The following is a 17,248-nucleotide window of genomic DNA, read 5'->3' as shown; positions in this document are numbered from 1 at the left end:
AAAGTGAATTTTTGCACAGCTGGGCGGTCCTCTCATCCCGCTCCCGGGTCAACGGGTTAGAACCATGATGCCACGAGATCATTGATCGGCTTGTAGATGAATATAATGAGCAGCAGCGGGCTTGGGACCTGAATCCGCAGCAGTGTGCAGATCGTCGCCGCCAATCCGCCAATCCAGAGTACGCCGTAAACCATAAGATCACGCCGCTTAGCCCTGCCCTTCAGGGAGGGCAAATCCGCCGCAATACAGCCTGCGGCTATAACGACAAACAACAGCACCAGCAACATACAGGCTCACTCCTTGATATCGTCAAGAAAAGAATTGTCTATCGTACCGATCCGGTTGATTGTCACACTGGCATCGTAATGAATAGGCAGCGTTTTGAGGTAGCCTTCCTTGTTCTGCTCCAGCAGCTTGGCCCAAATTCGGGGGTGGGACCGGTAAATGGATTGGCCGAAGCCAAAAATATCAGCATTAAAGCGTTCGTTGACCTTCTCAACCGATCGTCTCATCCGCTCAATAATCCGGTCCTCCGATTCCTCCTCCAGCTGTCTAATCTTGTTCTCCGAATCCAGCTTACCGGAACCCTCTACTTCCTCCACATTGCTTACAGCTTCGACCTTCAGATAAATATGCGGCTCTCCGCCGATGATTTTCACTTTGCGCCTGGTTGTAGTCGACAGTGCCTCGATGATTACCAGGCTTCCGTTATCTTTGTCTTTGATGTGCCCTGTATTTTTGCTTACGTTATCAATAACATAGTTGTATCCTACAATCTCGTTGTCATCCAGCCAGCCAAGCATTTTCGCCCTTTTGAATACAGCCACCCCATTATAGCTAAGCCTTGCACGCGGAATGGTTTGTTCAATATTTATTTTCTCACCGCCTGCCTCGGGACTTCCCTGCACTTCTACTCCGGTCAACACCGGATTCTCTCCCTCGCAGAGCGCATCCTCTATGAATTTGTCCAGTGTAACCGCAGCTGTCTTGGCGGAGACCTTATAGGACTTGTCCAGTGCGTTGAATAATTTATTCGCTGGCAGCCTGTCCAGGGGCGTCAGGACTTTGAGCACATTCTCTGCGGTCGTATTCCGCGCCACAAGCATGAAGAAGTCCATACGCGGCTCGCGGCTTCTTTTGAGCACATCCAGCGTTTCACCGAGCCCATCACGCGCCAGCTCTTCCCCGATAACGAGCACACGGATATGCCCCAAATAAGGCGAACGCGAACTGATCAGATTGAACTTGCGGAGCGATTCATAGATCGTCGGCACTGTAAAATCATAGGTGACTACCGGAACCCCGCCTGCCCCTGAACCCCCGGCCCCCTGTGATGTAATCGAAGACGGAATGACGACCTGCATCGATACCTTGTAGCCCGACTCGGCTTTATCCAGCCCCAGAGCCAGCACAAAAGCCAGTTCATTTAACTCCTTCCGTTCCCAGCAGCCGCTGAGCAGCATCGGAAGCACCAATAGGGGAATGCATGTCGTCAAGACTTTCCTGATTCTTGTATACATATTAAGGTTCCTCACGCTTGGAAGTGTTCATCCGCTGCAGATTCTGCGTTTTATTCTCCTTCGGCCTTGTCTTCAGCAGCGGCCAGGGAAGCCTGAAGATGGAATCCTTAAGGTCTGCCGCCCTGAAGGGGCCAATCGGACTCATGTAAGGAACGCCGAAGGAACGCAGGCTGACCAGATGCAGCACCAGCAGGAACACTCCGCACAAGATTCCGTACAGCCCCATGAACCCGGCGAGTCCAATCAGGGCAAACCGGATAATTCTCGCGGCAATGGCCATCCCTGCTTCGGGAATGACAAAGCTTGAGATCGCTGTGATCGACACAATGATAACCATAGCCGAGGAGATGAAGCCTGCTGCAACCGCCGCTTGCCCAATGACCAGCGTGCCGACGATAGAGACAGCCTGACCGACATTCTTGGGAATTCTCACACCTGCTTCGCGCAGGATTTCATAGGTGAATTCCATCAGCAGCGCCTCGATAAAAGCCGGAAACGGCACTGTCTCCCGCTGGGCCGCAAGACTGATTACCAGATTGGTCGGGATCATCTCCTGATGATATGTTGTAATGGCTACATAGAACGCAGGCGCAAACAAGGTAACAAAGAAGGCCAGGAACCGTACGCACCGCAGCAACGTGGAGATATCCGCCCGCTGATAGTAATCTTCCGCCGACTGAAAAAACGATACAAAAATCGTAGGCGCAAGCAGTACAAAAGGCGTCCCGTCGACCAGGATTGCCACCTTCCCCTCCAATATCCCTGCAGCAATGGTGTCGGGACGGTCACTGTTATAAATCGTGGGAAAAGGCGTCGCCGCCGTATCCTGAATGAACTCTTCGATATAGCCGCTCTCCAGGATACTGTCCGTATCAATGCTGTTCAGGCGCCGCTTAACCTCCTGCACCAGCTCTTCATTCGCGATGTGGCTGAGATACATAATCGACACACTGGTCTGCGTCACGCGGCCGATCTGGATGGTTTCCAGCCACAGCTGGCTATCTTTGATTTTGCGGCGGATTAAAGCAGTGTTCGTTCTGAGATTCTCTGTGAAGCCTTCCATGGGTCCCCGGACCACAGATTGCGAGATTGGTTCACTCACGTTGCGGTCTTCCCAGCCGGGCAGTCCGATCCGCAGCGCTGAAGCGCTCCCCTCCACCATGAGCATCACATTCCCGGATAACAAATCGTGAACGAAATTCTTATAGTCATGGATCACAGTAAGATCGCCGGCCATAAGCACGCGTTTTCTCAGCATCTCTATTTTGCCGTCAGGAACCAGTTCTTCCAGCAGACCGGAAACCCTGCCCTCCTGGAGCGAGTACAGAATTGAGTTATGCAGCAGCTGTGTATCTATCAGACCATCGATATAAAAAATAGCAAGCTCCGTACGTTCCCCCAGCTGCAGACGTTTCCGCACCAGATCTGAGCTCTGCCCAAGCAGTTTGTACAATTGATCATCATTGTCTTCCAGCCGGCAGGATAACTCACCGTTAACCGCATCTTTCAATTTCGTTCCCCTCCACTTCCCTATCCATTCACTCTGTTGTAGTTTGGTAGCACCGCTTGATAATTATTCCTGAATCGTTGCCAGCGCTTGAAACACATAATTCTGGAAGGAGATGCCATACTAAGATGGTTTCCGGGAAGATATAACCTGCGGGCTATAGTAAGGTGTAAATGGAGGATAAACATGAGTATTGAAAAAGATCGGATCAGTACGGCGCAGATGGTAATCCTCGGACTTTTCACTTTTATTGGGGATATGGCCCTGGTCTACCCGGCAGCCATGACTGCTGTAGCTCATCAGGATGCCTGGATTGCTGCCCTGATCAGCATTCCGCCGGGAATCGCATTGGTCTTCCTGTTCGTCACTGTTGCGAATATTAATCCGGACAAAAACATTATTGAGCTCAGCCAGCAGATTCTGGGGAAGTGGATAGGCAGTGCGGTAGGCGTATATTATCTGTTCTTCTTCATCATCGCGGCCTCTACCTATGTCAGAGAGATCGAGGACTTCATGTGTACCCAGATCTATGAGGGAACTCCGGGCGGTGTCATCCGGTTCATGAGTATTGTTATACTTGTCTACGGGCTGCGTCTGGGCCTAGAGACTGTCGGCAGGGCTGCTCAGGTGTTTTTTCCGCTGTTCGCCTTATTCCTCGTTTGCCTTATGGTGCTCTTATTTCCGCAGGTCCGGATGGAGCGTGTCTATCCTGTTCTGAATACACCTTTCCCGGATATGCTGCATGCTGTCTTGTTCGGCGTATTTTATCCGTTTGGGGAATTATGTGTATTTTTCATGGTCTATCCCTACACCCGCAAGAGCCGCAAGATCAACCGGGATATCTTCCTGGCCCTCATCCTTGGGGCGCTGGGTCTGAATCTGATTCTGTTCCTCTCTTTGACCGTTCTCGGCGTCTATTTCTCAGAGCATAATTTCTATGCAGCCTATATTCTGGCCCAGAAGATTAATATAGCCAACTTTCTGCAGCGTCTTGAAGCACTGATGGCTACGGCCTGGATTATCACAACCTATTTCAAAACAGCACTCTACTTCTATGCCTTCGTTCTCGGAACCGCCCAGTTATTCAAATTAAAAAGCCACCGTCCGCTGATCTTCCCTGTGGCCTTCCTGATCTACGGACTCTCCCAGCTCATCGCCAAGAACATAATATTCTATGTAAAAGAGATCCCGGACTACTGGGTAGACTGGGATCTCACGCTTTCACTCGTACTGCCGCTGATTATGCTGATCGTATATAAAGTGAGAAGCCGTACGGCTGCTTCTTAAGCTGTATAGCTATAGGCTATGCCCGCCTAAGAAGTCCAGGCCTGTATACTCGAAGTAGTCAAAATACGCCGCCTTCGCCTGCTGGTCCAGATCCTGGGCGCAGATCCCGGCATAAGAGCCTGTGAAGCCCAGCTTGCCGCCATGCTCATCCGAGAGGGTGCCGAAATCAAGCGGCGTACACATCGCCGTCCAGACCTCCCCGTCCGGTGAAGCATAGAACATAATATCTCTGCCGTTAATCTCTGCTTTCAAATAGTAACGTTCCCAGTCCTTCACCGAAATCTGCATGGAGGAAATTTCCCCATATTTGCCGGCCTGACACATTACGACTCCTAAAGCTGCCCCTCTGAGTTCATCCGCCGTTACACGCAGATAATAGTAGTCCTTGTCATCATAGTATAGCACCAGTCCGGCCATCTGCATGAAGCTGTCCGGCTTGAATTCCAGGCAGGTAGTTACGGTGCAGGCAAAATGCTGAATCGGCCTCCCGATCAGACTCTGGTCAAACAGCGATGCCAGGGATTCCCGGCCGCGCAGCCGCAAGAAGCCGGGACGCTCCTGCAGGCTTACCCACGACTCCTCGAACGGCACGCGCAGACTCTGGTATGGATGACCCAGCACGGGGCCGTCAAAATCATCGCGCTCCGGCAAGGCATCGAACGGATGCGGGGGAAGCTCCGGCGCTTCGGTCCGCAGGGCCGGCAGCTTCCCGCCATGCGCCAGGCGCAGCCAGCCGTCTTCTGTCCAGACGCAGCGCTGGATCGCCGTCTCCCGGCCCAGCGGATTCAGCTTGCCCGTTCCCGGGATCGGGCGGGTGCACAGATGAGCCATATACCATTCCCCGGACTGCGTCTCCACCAGTGAGCCGTGCCCTGCCTGCTGGAAGGCATAGGTCAGATCATGAGCCGTAGTCATGACCGGGTAATCCGGATCGGTCTCATAAGGTCCGGTTAGGCTGCGGCTGCGGGCCATCGTGACCATATGATTCACTCCGGTGCCCCCTTCAGCAACCAGCAGATAGTAGTAATCTCCGCGCTTGTACAATTGCGGGCCTTCTGTTACCCCTGTTGGAGTCCCTTTGTATATTTCATGAATAGGGCCGGTCAGCCTGCCGCCCTCAGGGTCATACTCCTGCATCACGATGCCGGAGAAATTGCTGTGATTCTGCCGGAAATCCCAGCGCATATTCAGCAGCCATTTGCGCCCGTCACTGTCATGAAACAGGAACGGATCGAACCCGCTGCCGTTCAGCCGCACCGGCGGGCTCCAGGGCCCTTCAAGACTGGTAGCCGTAATCAGGTAGTTATGCAGATCCTTATACACACTGGAGCGGGACTTCACATCCGTAAACAGCAGGTAGTACAAGCCGCTGTCATATGATAATGCCGGCGCCCAGATGGAGCCGGAGCTTCCGTTGCCGCGCAGGTCCACCTGTGAGGTCTCGGTCAGCACACGGGTAAGCGTATGCCAGTGCACCAGGTCACGGGAATGATGAATCTCTACACCGGGAAACCATTCGAAGGTTGAGGTTGCGATATAATAATCATCGCCCACCCTAAGGAAAGACGGATCAGGATGAAAGCCGGTCAGCACCGGATTGATAATGGTTGGAGCCATAAATGTTACCCCCTGGTTAATGTAAGTTACAGATTGGATTGCACCGATTGGATTCTTAGAAGAACCCCTGTTTTTATTGTAGCGCCCGGGAGAACAGAAAGTTATAATGGGTTATAATAAAATGTTTGTATTTTGTCATGTTGGAGGCGTCAGCAAAGCGTTATGAAACAGCTATTCGAACCTGTTCTGTTTGCGAACCGGCAGTCTCTGATCTGGGACTACCGCATCTATACCGACGATCATTATAAGGGATATTACCACTGGCACCAGTGCTGTGAAATCATGTTCGTGCACGGCGGACAGGGCAGCATTGTGGTCAATCAGCAGATGTATGATATCCGGCCGGGCATGCTGTTTTTTTTCCAGCCGTATCAGCTGCACCGGATCTATTCTGAAGTTTCACCTGAGTGTCCATTCGTACGCACGATCTTCTATCTAGACCCCCATATTGCCGAGAATCTGCTGCAGGGCTTCAGCAAGCGCAAAGCGGTCTTCTCTGCTCTCTGGCAGGGGAGCAACCCGTATTGCGGCTTTGATCTCGGGGACCGGATTGAAACCATAGAATGGTTCTACCAGAATTACAATGAATTAAGGATGAAATCGTCTGAGGAAGACCCTGAGGATATCTCGATGCTGCTCCTGCAGCTGCTCAGCTGTCTCGGAACAGGCGAGCAATCGCTGATCCATACCGGAGAACGCCGGAATCTCCGCTATTCGGAGCAGATCATGAACTGGATTGAGGCTCATTATCAGGAAGAGGTTAATCTGGATCAGCTTGCGGAGGAGACTCATCTGTCGAAATCCTATGTCTCGCGGATCTTCCATCAGGAGACAGGCGGCCGCCTGGTCGACTATCTCACCGCCAGGCGGCTCAAGCAGGCCTGCCGGCTGCTCGGAACGACCGATATGCCTGTGGAGCAGATCGGCATTGCCGTCGGATTCCCGAACGCCTCCTATTTCAATCAGCTGTTCAAGCGGGTCCTCGGGACCACTCCGCTGAAATACCGTAAGGGGAACATGTAGATAAATGACAATATAACGATATTTCTTCATATCAAAGTGCAACTTTCCATAATCATAGGGCGCTATACTGAGGCCATATTCTAATTAATGGAGGCATCAGTGATGAGTACAGCATATTGGCAGGAAGTTATGAACCGGCTGGATACGAAGGTTACGCGGATGATAGAGCAGATCGGCGGAAAATGTCCGCATTTCGCCGGAGAAGACGGTAAGTTCGATGATATCGCCTCCGACTGGTGGACGACCGGCTTCTGGCCGGGGATGCTCTGGATTATGCATGATATGACCGGCAAGGACCACTATAAGAATGCGGCCTGGCACTGGGATGAGACGCTGGAGCAATGGTTCGTTAAGCCGACCGTGGAGCTGCATCATGATGTTGGTTTTCAGTTCCTGCCTACAGCCGTAATCAAGAACGTTCTGACCGGGGACGAGGATGGCCTGCGCCGGGGCCTTGAGGCCGCTAACTTCCTGGCCGCACGCTATAATCCGGTTGGCAGGTTCATCCGCGCCTGGAATGAGGACAAACACGGCTGGGTGATCATCGACTGCATGCTGAACATCTCCCTGCTGTTCTGGGCAAGCAAGGTGACTGGCGATCCGCGCTATAGACATATTGCGGTCAGCCATGCGGAAACTGCGATGCAGTATGGTGTGCGTGAGGATGGATCGACCAAGCATATCCTCTCCTTCGATGCCGAGACTGGCGCATATATCGAGAATTTCGGCGGCCAGGGCTATTCCGCAGAATCCTGCTGGAGCCGGGGAGCAGCCTGGGGACTGTACGGATTCATTAATACTTACCGCCACACCGGGGATGAACGTTTCCTGAATACTGCGAAGCGTATTGCCCATTATTTCATCTCCGCCCTTCCGGAGGATCATGTGCCGTACTGGGACTTCCGGCTGGCAGACGACAAGCGGATGTTCCGAGACAGCTCCGCCGCATCGATCGCTGCTTCAGGCTTGCTGGAGCTGGCTGACATCGTGCCGCTAGGCGAGAAAAGCCTCTACGCAAATGCCGCGGAGCGGATTCTGCGTTCACTGACCGAGAACTATGCCACCTGGGACCAGCCGGAACATGAAGCGATTCTGCTGCATGGTACCGGCAGCGGCGACTCCTTCATCGATGTATCGCTGATCTACGGCGACTATTACTACGTCGAAGCCGTCGCCAAGCTGAACGGCTGGAAGCACCGTATTTTCTAGTCCGGGTATTGGATAACATAAACAGCGGGCCCCCGCATACTGGGGACCCGCTGTTTGTTGTTTAAACTTATGCTGCTTAAGAGCATTCAATTGTTACAGCATCACGATTCAATTCCGGTCAAAATCCTGTACGGAATACAACATTTCCTTCATTTCATTACCTCAAATCCGATAATGTTGTATAAATTACATCATTCATCTTCTTCTAGGCAGCTTTGCAGGAAAATTGCTGTATTTCATACAACAATCCTCCCGAACGCACCGGTATTTTGGGTTCAAGGTTGTAATTCGTACAACATTTTTACCTTAGCAGGTGAAATTACGCTAACCGTTCGCGGCTCACATTTCCCGGCTTCCCCACTTATCAGCTTGCAAGTGCTTACACCCGCTGCTCCTCCAGCCACAAGACCGCCGTCACTCCGCGCGGATAATATTTGCTGCCGGTGATCTCGCCGGAGATAATCTGGTCGCTCCAGCTCCAGATCGAGAGCTGCGGATGCGTAAGCCAGGTTACATGTGCCGAATCGGCTGCATGACCTTTGTCCTCCCACTCCAGACCAAGAATTTGTCTGGCGATGAACTGGCACAGATAAATCTTGCTCAGCCAGCTGTTGTTGCTGGTGGAGGAGATTTTCCAGCCGCCGTCTTCGAACAGGCACACCCCTTCAACAAGCACGGCCTGCAGATGCGTGTCTAGCGCCGCAATGTATTCGCCGAACCGCCCCCCGCGCTCCAAAGCTTCCTTGCAGCCGGTAAAGTAAGGGAACACGAGGCCTTCAATCGCCGGAATAATCTTGGAGTCATTGCCTTCTCCGATTACAGCCGGGATATAGCCGCCCTCGGTAACACTGCCCACAATGGTTGCTGCGCAGAGCTCTGCCTGTCTGCCGGCAGTCTGTGACAGCTCCGTATTGCCGTTATCGCGGAAGATCTTCTCCATCGCCAAATACGCTGCCCAGCATTTACCCGCCAGGTAAATATTATTGCGCGCCTGCCCCAGTGACACATCTAGACTGTCGTACGTAGTAATCTCCGCGCCGCCCATTGTCCGCGAGCTGTCGAGGGCCATCACACCGTTTCGTTTCGCCGGGTCCGGATGATCCCGGTTCAGCATACTCTGCAGGCAGCTCTCCAGTACTGTAAGGTTGCGTTCCATCCAGTGGAGGTCACCTGTATGCTCCAGATATACCGCCGCAGTAAGAATCCAGTTCACCAGCTGCTCATGGGTCATATGCGAGAAGCAGCCGTCGATGCCGTAAAGCTCATATGAGGAATACCCTGGACGCGAGACGGCATTAGCCACCCCCATATCATGGGTGAAGCTGAGCCCGCCCGGATATTCGGTGGTATCTCCCGGGAAACGGACAGTATCCACATAGCTGTACCGGTCCACGAACATATCCAGCTCATTGCGAACGGTCCACGGATTCATCTTCAGCTCATAGAATAGCTGGTCGACTGTGAGGTCGAAAGTATTCATCATCCGGTATTCGCCTTCGTTCACGACCCAGAACGGCTGGCCTTTGTACTCCAGCAGTTCGGTTGAGCCATAATAACTGCGGATGGCATGAGCCAGCATGAAGGTCTGATCTTCGCTGAGCCCTGTTCCTTCAAGCATGGAGTTAGCCTGCACTGCCTGCTGCTTCAGCTGATCGAAATGGGACAGCGCATATTCCGCTACCGCCTCTACATTACTGTAATAGCGGTTATAGTAATAACCAGCGTCCATTCCCGAGGTTACATAGCCGGACCGGTGGAAGCAGACTGCGAACCGGTAGACCTTGCGCTCGCCTGCGGGCACATCCATAACCAGTGCTCCAACCTGGCCCAGTCCGAAGGTCCAGTTCTCCTCCAGCTCTGTTGTCAGAATATCCTCCATGGTGAAATGCATGGCGGATTTGACGCTTCCCTGTTCTGCTGCAATCGCCAGGAACCGCCCCTGGCCGACACCAGTCAGCTCTGCCTGGCTGCCCTCGAAGCGTCTCAAAGCGTTATACGGATCATTCCCCTGGAAGCCGAAGAAGGCCCGGCGGACAGAATCGCCCGAAGTATTGTCAACCTCCAGCTCTACCAGTACCGCAGGCAGCAGCACTTCCTTGAGCTCCGCATCTGCAGCGGTTTCCGGGTCCGGAACCGGCCGGACCGGGGAGAGAATACGGAAGGTCAGATCCCCGGCCTGCCAGCTGTCCGTAGCCAGCCGGAAATCGCGGGTGATCTCGTCGTCCGCGTAATGATAAAGAATCTGCGGCTTATCCGGGTTCGGATCAGGGTTCTCGATGTCATAGCGCTTACTTTCATCGTCACTGCCCTGCTCATGGAAAGGCAAGGTATCGAAGCCGCGGCCATCCTTGCGTTCCAGGCCAATATATATATTCTGTCTCGGCGGCTTACCCGCTTCCAGATCAAACCCGCCGGACGCTCCCTTAAACCCCAGAGTGAAGCTGGAAAATGAACCAATCGGTGAATGATGGGCATTAAAAAACTGATTTGTCGGCATATCGTAAATGCACTCCCTCCAGGCTGTGTCCCGGCAGTACCGGGCTCTTAGCTCTATGTTAGCGCCGGCCCGGCTTATGCAACAGGCGTAAAGCCGCCAATTATTTGGACAAATCAATCGGACGCGGCGGCCTATGCTATAATAGAGCCAACTTTTAGTGAAAAAGAGGTTGAGTATGAACGTATTAGATCCCGGCACACAGCATTCCATGGACGGCCGGATGTCCCCGGATATACAGGCTGCCTTTCATATATTCGCTGCCCACTGGCGCAAGGTGAACAGGGAGTGGCAATATCCGGCGCACACCCATCCGATGTTCGAGATCAATATCGTCCTGCAGGGTTCGCAGCAAATGAACGTAGGCGGGCAGTCTTACATCCAGCACAGCGGCGACATTCTGTTCATCCGCCCAAGCGTGCTACATTCCAGCCTGGGTACGGTGTCAGAGGATGAAATGACCTATTATTGCCTACATTTCGACATTGATGATCTGGTCCTGCGCCGTTCCCTGATGACGATGGACACCGTCAGCCTAAGCGGCGACTCTCCGGAGCTGCAGGCGATCCGTTCTTCGCTCGATGCAATTATCAGCTCGACGATCCTCCCTGATGCCAGCGATGCCCAGCGGGGCCGGCTGGTAACGCTCAATGCTTCGCTGCAACTGTTCACCGCACTCAGCAGCTGGGTACTGGCTGCATTACCCTCCCCTGCCCGGAGCACACTGCCCGGTGTTACGGAGAAAACCGTTGCCCTGGCGAATGCCATTGAAGGGCTGCTGCAGGAATCCGTATTCACCGCTGCGGCAACCGGCAGCCGGGCCGGAAGCATTGAAGACATCGCCGCAAGGCTTGGCTACAGCCCGAATCACTGCAACCGTGCCTTCCGGCAAATCTACGGATTGCCGCCGAGGCAGTATCTCTCTGACCTGATTATCCGCCATGCCAAGCTGCTGCTGCTGGATAACAGCCTGTCAGTGGAGAGTATCGCCTACCGGCTCGGCTACCGTGATGTCTCCCATTTCAGCAAGCAGTTCAAGCGCTGGACCGGCCTGCCTCCCATGGGCTACCGCCAGCTTACGGCAGAGTCTGAGCCGGTGAAAGAGTAATTCATCCGGACTTACTACATGCCTTCTATTTATTATGCATTTATATGAAATGATTTATATTTATATACTATTTTCCAACTAATGTTATTATATGGATGAGGCTATATATAAATGGCCTTACATTAAATGAGGAGCGTGAATATTCATGAAAAGATGGACAAGAATCCTGCTGCTGACCGCAGCGCTGTCAATGTCCGGAGCCCTTTCCGCCTTTGCTGCCGCCGAGGTCGAACCCAACAATGAACTCAGCTCAGCGAGCATTGCCCACTACGGTGGTGATTACAGTCTCGGCTACATTTCTTCGATTTCAGATATGGACTGGTGGGTGCTTACCGCTAACCGGACGGGCACCCATAACATTACATTCAGCCGCAATAATCAGCCTTTCAATCTCAACATTTACTCTTCAACCGGTGCCTCACTCTACAGTGGCAACGGCAGCTCTGCCATCACACTGAACCTGGTAGATGGACAGACCTACCGCTTCTTGGTCTACGCCACCTCGGTCCCTACCAGCTACTATTATCCATATTCAATTGTAGTCAACTAACCGGCATCTCCTTCACACTCTCCTGAACTTAATTGCGCTGCATACACATGCTGAACAGCGGTTCCCGCATAATCAGGAACCGCTGTACTCCCGGCAGTCTTACTCATTATTCAGCCTTGCTCCTTAAAGAGACAGGTATCTCATTTTGGTTATTTCCTCTATTGAAATTATCCCTTGGTGGCCCCTGACGCAATTCCCTTAACGAAATACTTCTGCAGGAAGATAAACACGATTAGCACAGGCACCACCGACATGGCGGTTCCGGCAAAAATCATATCCCAGCGCGACGAGAATTCCCCGATATACCGGTAGATTTCTACTACCATCGTCTTGGCCTGACCGGAAGGCAGCACCAGCATCGGCATCAGGAAGTCATTCCAGATCCCCAGACCGTTCAGCACCACCATACTTGCCGTAACCGGTCCGAGCAGCGGGAAGACGATTCTCCAGAAAATCCCGTAGCGGGAGCACCCGTCAATCTCTGCCGCTTCTTCAATCTCCCGTGGAATACCTTTGACGAAGCTGGTATAGAGCAGGCATCCGAAGCCTACGGCACCGGCGACATAGATCATGATAGGTCCCGCCAGACTGCCGTACAGGCCGAGTATTCTGAGCTCTTTGAACAGCGGAATCATATACGCCTGGAACGGAATCATCATGCCGGCCAGGAAATAGATGAAGACCAGCCGCGTCCAGCGGGCATTTCTGCGTTCAATCGCGTAACCTGCCATCGGAATAATCAGCACCTGGGCGACAATCGCCACTACGGTCAGAATAAGACTATTAAGGATCGCACGCGGAAATTCGGTCTCCGTAAGCAGATATTTGAAGCTGTCTAAATACAGTGTCTTCGGAAAAGCAACCGCATCGCGCATAATCTCGGCGTTGCTTTTGAACGCGGACATCAGATTAAAGAAAATCGGGAAGAAAAAGATAACCGCTACCAGGAGCGTTATGACAAACAAGACAATTTCAGTGATTCTCCGCTTGGTCTGCATCGTCATCTTAGAGCTGCACCTCCCGTTTCTGCAGGAATTTAACCTGAATGACCGTAATGATCAGAATAATCAGGAACAGAACCATAGCCAGCGCTGTGCCGAACCCTTGTCTCAGCTCCCCGAAGCCTACTTTGTAGATAATATAAGTTAATGTCTCCGTCTCAAAGCCCGGGCCGCCGTCGGTCATTACGGCAATCTGGTCAAATATCTTCAGCGCGCTGATCATGGAAAGCACCATGCACACGGTCATCGAACCCGCAAGCAGCGGGAACGTAATATGCCTGAACTGCTGCCAGCCGCCTGCGCCGTCAATGCTGGCCGCTTCATTAAGCTCCTGCGGAATGCCCTGCAGTCCGGCCAGATAGATGATCATATAATAACCCGCGCCTTTCCAGACCGTTGACAGAATAATTGACAGCATAGCGTATTTCGGATTGCCCAGCCAGTCGACGATATAGTCGCCTAAACCGACGGAGGTCAGGATCTGATTAAACACGCCGAAGTTGTAATTCAGAATCATTGCCCAGACAAAGCCCATGACGATTCCGCTGAGCAGGGTCGGGAAATAGAAGATACTTCTGAATAAATTGCGGAACCAGCGTACCTTGTCGACCATTAAGGCCATGGCGATTGCAGCAATGTTCTCAAGCAGTACTAGCGTAATTGTCATAACCAAAGTGTTCTTCAGGGCGTTCTGCACCCGCGGACTCTGGAAGATCTCGACGAAATTGGCGAATCCGATATACCGGATATCGCTGCTGATCCCGTCCCACGATGTGAAGCTTAGGTAGACGCTGCCTGCTGTAGGGACTATGACAAACAGTGTGTATAAAAGGAATGACGGCAGGATGAACAACAGCGCGTAGGACTGCCATTTTTTCTTTTTCTTGCCAGGCTTCTCTGCGGCTATGAAAGACTTGTCTGTATTAACGATGGATGTAGCCATGGTTCCTCTCCCCTCCCTGGGACGCGCTTGTCTAGATTAGAGGAACCTCTGCCGGAGCAGAGGTTCCCTTCCGGCGCTTTTATTTACAGCGAATTGGCTTTGACCTGATTGTCATATTCGGTATCGGCCTTCTTCATATATTCAGTTACGTCGGCATCGTTCACCACCATATCCTGGAGCAGCTTATAGTACCAGTTGCGGAATTGCGGAGGAATCAGGTTATCGCCCCACCAGTTATTGATGGCCAGTGACTTGGTGACACTCGTGTCGGCAATAAGATCCAGTGCAACCTGCATTTGCTCACTTGTCTCATAGGTAACTTTCTCTTTGGTGGAAGGAATGGCATTGATCGAAGCCAGGTAGACCGAGTATTGCTCCGGTGCAAAGAAGAAGCGGATAAAGTCTTTGATCGCTGCCGTTTTGTCGGCATCCTTGGCCGCATCAACGGATAACGACCAGCCGGCCGGTGACGGCAGACCGATGACATTCACTTTACCTTGGCGGTCCGGGATCGCGTAGAAGCCGAATTCGAAGCCTGGATCAGCTTCAGCAATCTGGGTAAACATCCAGGTGCCGGAATACAGCTGTGCGGCTTTGCCGGATACCAGAATCGACGCGGTCTGATTATCTGCGGTGCTCAGCCAGCCTTTGTCCACATAGTTCTTGAACAGCTCTTTGAAATCAGTCATGCCCTGGACTACAGCAGGATCTGCGAAGCTGACGGTCTTGGCCGTACGTTTGGAGTTCCAGTCCGGATCTTTGCTGTAGACATCGTCGATCAGGAATTTATTGACCCAGAAGCCCATATGGAAAATATCCTTGCCGCCTACTACCAGCGGGGAGATACCTGTAGCTTTCAATTTTTCCTGGATGGCAATGAACTCGTCATAGGTTTTGGGAAGCTCGGTGATCCCGGCGTCAGCGTAAGCTTTTTTGCTGTAAATGATCCCTTGCGGTGCATTGACCTGCATCGGAGCGTTCCATACTTTGCCGTCCACCTGCGGTGGCGATTCGAACAGCTCCAGCAGATCGGCTGGAAGCTCGACAATTTTGCCGGCATCCGCGAATACCTGGGTGTCACGCATTTCCACCAGATCCGGGAATTCTCCAACCGCATCCTTCGTCTTCAGCCAATCCAGATAAGCAGCCGATGAGGTTTCACTTAAGTCTTTGATGGTGACGTTAGGATTCGCTTCCATGAATTTCTTAACGGTATCAGCAATGGCTTTCTTGGTCGCCGGGTCACCCGACGCATAACCGATGGTGAAGCTGACATCCTTCTTCCCAGCATCAGTAGCTGCAGTATTTCCTGCCGGAGCCCCGGTTGCCGCTGCGTTGCCGCCACTGGCATTGTTATTGTTATTTCCGCCGCATGCGGTAAGTACAGTGGTTGCTGCGAGCAGCATGACGGATAATTTCGTAATGGTGTTCTTCATATCTTTAGTAACCTCCCCTTGGGTATACAGCCCGGAAACTGCCGGCCCGATGTGCGCATCATCGTCCGTAAGCGTTTCCTTATGCTCCAAGAATAGCATTCAGCCTTCACGGTTAGAATGAACTAATTTAAGAGGGATGTGCGGTAAATTTAAGAAGATTCTCCTGAGCAGAAAAAAACGAAGGTCCAGGAGACCTCCGTTCTTGCGCGGGCTATAGTGTAATGTCACTGCCAGTATTCCTGTACCTGCCTGTCGTATTCAGTATCGGCCCGTTTCATATATTCTAGTACATCCCCGTCCTTAACAACCATTTCCTGCAGCAGCTTGTAGAACCAGTTACGGAACTGCGGAGGAATCAGGTTATCTCCCCACCAATTGTTGATCATCAGGGATTTGGTAACGGCCGGATCGGCCATCAGATCAAGCACCACCTGCATCTGTTCACCGGCTTCCCGCCTGAATTCCTGCCTGGTCGAAGGAACCGAATCGATCCGGCTCAGAAATGCGGCATAAGGCTCTGGTGAGAAAAAGAACCGGATGAAGTCTTCGATCGCCTGCTTTTTGAGCGGCTCCTGTGCCGCCTGGGCAGACAGCGACCAGCCGGAGGGCGACTGCAGGCCGACCACATTCAGCTTCCCTTTACGGTCCGGCACAGCATAGAAGCCGAATTCGAAGCCGGGATCGGCTTCCTGGATCTGTGAGAACATCCAGGAGCCGGAGAACAGCTGGGCTGCCTTGCCGGATACCAGAATGGACGCCGTCTGGTTATCCCCTGTGCTTAGCCAGCCTTTATCGACATCGCGTCTGAACAGCTGTTTGAAATCAGTCATGGCCTGGACTACATTGTCATCGGTGAAGCTAACCTCACCGGCCGTCCGCTTCGAGTTCCAGCCGGGATCAGCGGCATATACATTATCAATCAGAAATTTATTAACCCAGAAGCCCATATGAAAAACATCCTTGCCGCCTACAACGAGCGGAGTGATCCCGCTTGCCCGCAGTCTGTTCTGGATCTCCAGAAATTCATCGTAAGTTGCCGGAAGCGTCTTAATGCCTGCCTCGGCATACGCTTTCTTACTATAAATAATACCCTGCGGGGCAGCGACAAACAGCGGGGCATTCCATACCTTGCCGCCGATCCGCGGCGGCTGATCGAACAATTCCGCCAGCTCATCGGGGAGCGGAACAATCTTCTCCGCATCGGCGAAGGCCTCGGTATCCCTCATCTCTACCAGATCGGGGAACTCGCCCACGGCATCCTTAACCTTCAGCCAATCCATATAGGCAGAGGAGCTTGTCTCACTGACATCCTGGACGACTATGTCCGGATTCGCCTGCATGAAGGCCTTAATGGTATCCTCGATAGCCTGCTTCGTCGCCGGATCACCGGAGGCATAACCTATAGTAAAGCTTATTTTACCTCCCCCGGAGGCTGTATCCGGGCGGCTCCCCTGATCAGCCGCATGATTCTGTCCGATTCCGCCTGATCCGGCTTTGCCTCCACAGCCGGACAGGATCAGCGCGGCCGCAAGCGGCACTATTGTTATTTTCAT

At 52.6% G+C, this 17,248-nt stretch carries 14 protein-coding genes; 5 read left to right on the top strand and 9 right to left on the bottom strand.

The window, feature by feature from the left end; genetic code table 11:
- Positions 1-56 precede the first annotated feature (56 nt).
- The 3 genes from NSQ73_RS12640 to NSQ73_RS12630 are packed head-to-tail and all read right to left on the bottom strand — an operon-like array spanning position 57 to position 3,030.
- Positions 57-287 (bottom strand): hypothetical protein, encoded by a 231-nt coding sequence (locus NSQ73_RS12640; protein ID WP_340986687.1) that lies wholly within the window; start codon positions 285-287, stop codon positions 57-59.
- Between the two features lie 6 nt (positions 288-293).
- On the bottom strand, positions 294-1,496 hold the full coding sequence (locus tag NSQ73_RS12635; protein ID WP_340986686.1) for a Ger(x)C family spore germination protein: 1,203 nt from the start codon (positions 1,494-1,496) through the stop codon (positions 294-296).
- Between the two features lie 25 nt (positions 1,497-1,521).
- Positions 1,522-3,030 carry a spore germination protein gene (locus NSQ73_RS12630; RefSeq protein WP_076246842.1) on the bottom strand — a complete coding sequence of 503 codons (1,509 nt, stop codon included), beginning with the start codon at positions 3,028-3,030 and terminating at the stop codon, positions 1,522-1,524.
- A gap of 183 nt (positions 3,031-3,213) precedes the next feature.
- Between NSQ73_RS12630 and NSQ73_RS12625 the strand changes: the two genes are divergently transcribed.
- Complete coding sequence (locus NSQ73_RS12625; protein WP_340986684.1) at positions 3,214-4,314, top strand: GerAB/ArcD/ProY family transporter; 1,101 nt, start codon at positions 3,214-3,216, stop codon at positions 4,312-4,314.
- Positions 4,315-4,323: 9 nt separating this feature from the next.
- Here the strand turns inward: NSQ73_RS12625 and NSQ73_RS12620 are convergent, their stop codons facing one another.
- Positions 4,324-5,931, bottom strand: coding sequence for a glycoside hydrolase family 43 protein (locus tag NSQ73_RS12620; protein WP_340986683.1), 1,608 nt, complete (start codon positions 5,929-5,931; stop codon positions 4,324-4,326).
- Positions 5,932-6,093: 162 nt separating this feature from the next.
- Here NSQ73_RS12620 and NSQ73_RS12615 point away from each other — a divergent pair, with 162 nt between their 5' ends.
- Positions 6,094-6,954 carry an AraC family transcriptional regulator gene (locus NSQ73_RS12615; protein WP_336103798.1) on the top strand — a complete coding sequence of 287 codons (861 nt, stop codon included), beginning with the start codon at positions 6,094-6,096 and terminating at the stop codon, positions 6,952-6,954.
- 102 nt (positions 6,955-7,056) lie between these two features.
- A complete protein-coding gene (locus NSQ73_RS12610; protein ID WP_336103797.1) occupies positions 7,057-8,163 on the top strand; it encodes a glycoside hydrolase family 88 protein in 1,107 nt (368 codons plus the stop codon).
- Between the two features lie 379 nt (positions 8,164-8,542).
- On the opposite strand, the gene NSQ73_RS12605 is transcribed toward NSQ73_RS12610, so the two are convergent.
- The gene (locus NSQ73_RS12605; protein ID WP_340986682.1) at positions 8,543-10,660 is read right to left on the bottom strand and encodes a glycoside hydrolase family 52 protein; all 2,118 of its coding nucleotides are present in this window, start codon (positions 10,658-10,660) and stop codon (positions 8,543-8,545) included.
- A gap of 175 nt (positions 10,661-10,835) precedes the next feature.
- Here NSQ73_RS12605 and NSQ73_RS12600 point away from each other — a divergent pair, with 175 nt between their 5' ends.
- Together NSQ73_RS12600 and NSQ73_RS12595 are read left to right on the top strand one after the other, a co-directional pair.
- Entirely contained in the window at positions 10,836-11,765 is a 930-nt protein-coding gene (locus tag NSQ73_RS12600) for an AraC family transcriptional regulator (RefSeq protein WP_340986681.1), read from the top strand.
- 145 nt (positions 11,766-11,910) lie between these two features.
- Positions 11,911-12,315: a hypothetical protein gene (locus NSQ73_RS12595; RefSeq protein ID WP_340986680.1), complete on the top strand. Its 405-nt coding sequence runs from the start codon at positions 11,911-11,913 to the stop codon at positions 12,313-12,315.
- Between the two features lie 167 nt (positions 12,316-12,482).
- Here the strand turns inward: NSQ73_RS12595 and NSQ73_RS12590 are convergent, their stop codons facing one another.
- The 4 genes from NSQ73_RS12590 to NSQ73_RS12575 form a co-directional block, all read right to left on the bottom strand.
- Positions 12,483-13,313, bottom strand: a complete 831-nt coding sequence (locus NSQ73_RS12590) for a carbohydrate ABC transporter permease (RefSeq protein WP_042141275.1) — start codon at positions 13,311-13,313, stop codon at positions 12,483-12,485.
- 7 nt (positions 13,314-13,320) lie between these two features.
- The gene (locus tag NSQ73_RS12585) at positions 13,321-14,259 is read right to left on the bottom strand and encodes a carbohydrate ABC transporter permease (RefSeq protein ID WP_039294669.1); all 939 of its coding nucleotides are present in this window, start codon (positions 14,257-14,259) and stop codon (positions 13,321-13,323) included.
- 83 nt (positions 14,260-14,342) lie between these two features.
- Positions 14,343-15,695, bottom strand: coding sequence for an ABC transporter substrate-binding protein (locus tag NSQ73_RS12580; protein WP_340989262.1), 1,353 nt, complete (start codon positions 15,693-15,695; stop codon positions 14,343-14,345).
- A 224-nt stretch (positions 15,696-15,919) separates the two neighbouring features.
- Positions 15,920-17,248, bottom strand: coding sequence for an ABC transporter substrate-binding protein (locus tag NSQ73_RS12575; protein ID WP_340986679.1), 1,329 nt, complete (start codon positions 17,246-17,248; stop codon positions 15,920-15,922).

The organism is Paenibacillus sp. FSL R10-2736, from assembly GCF_038000245.1.
Taxonomy (GTDB): Bacteria; Bacillota; Bacilli; order Paenibacillales; family Paenibacillaceae; genus Paenibacillus_AQ; species Paenibacillus_AQ phytohabitans.
Note: the sequence above shows the minus strand (reverse complement) of the source record. Positions and strands in the feature narration are given on the sequence as shown.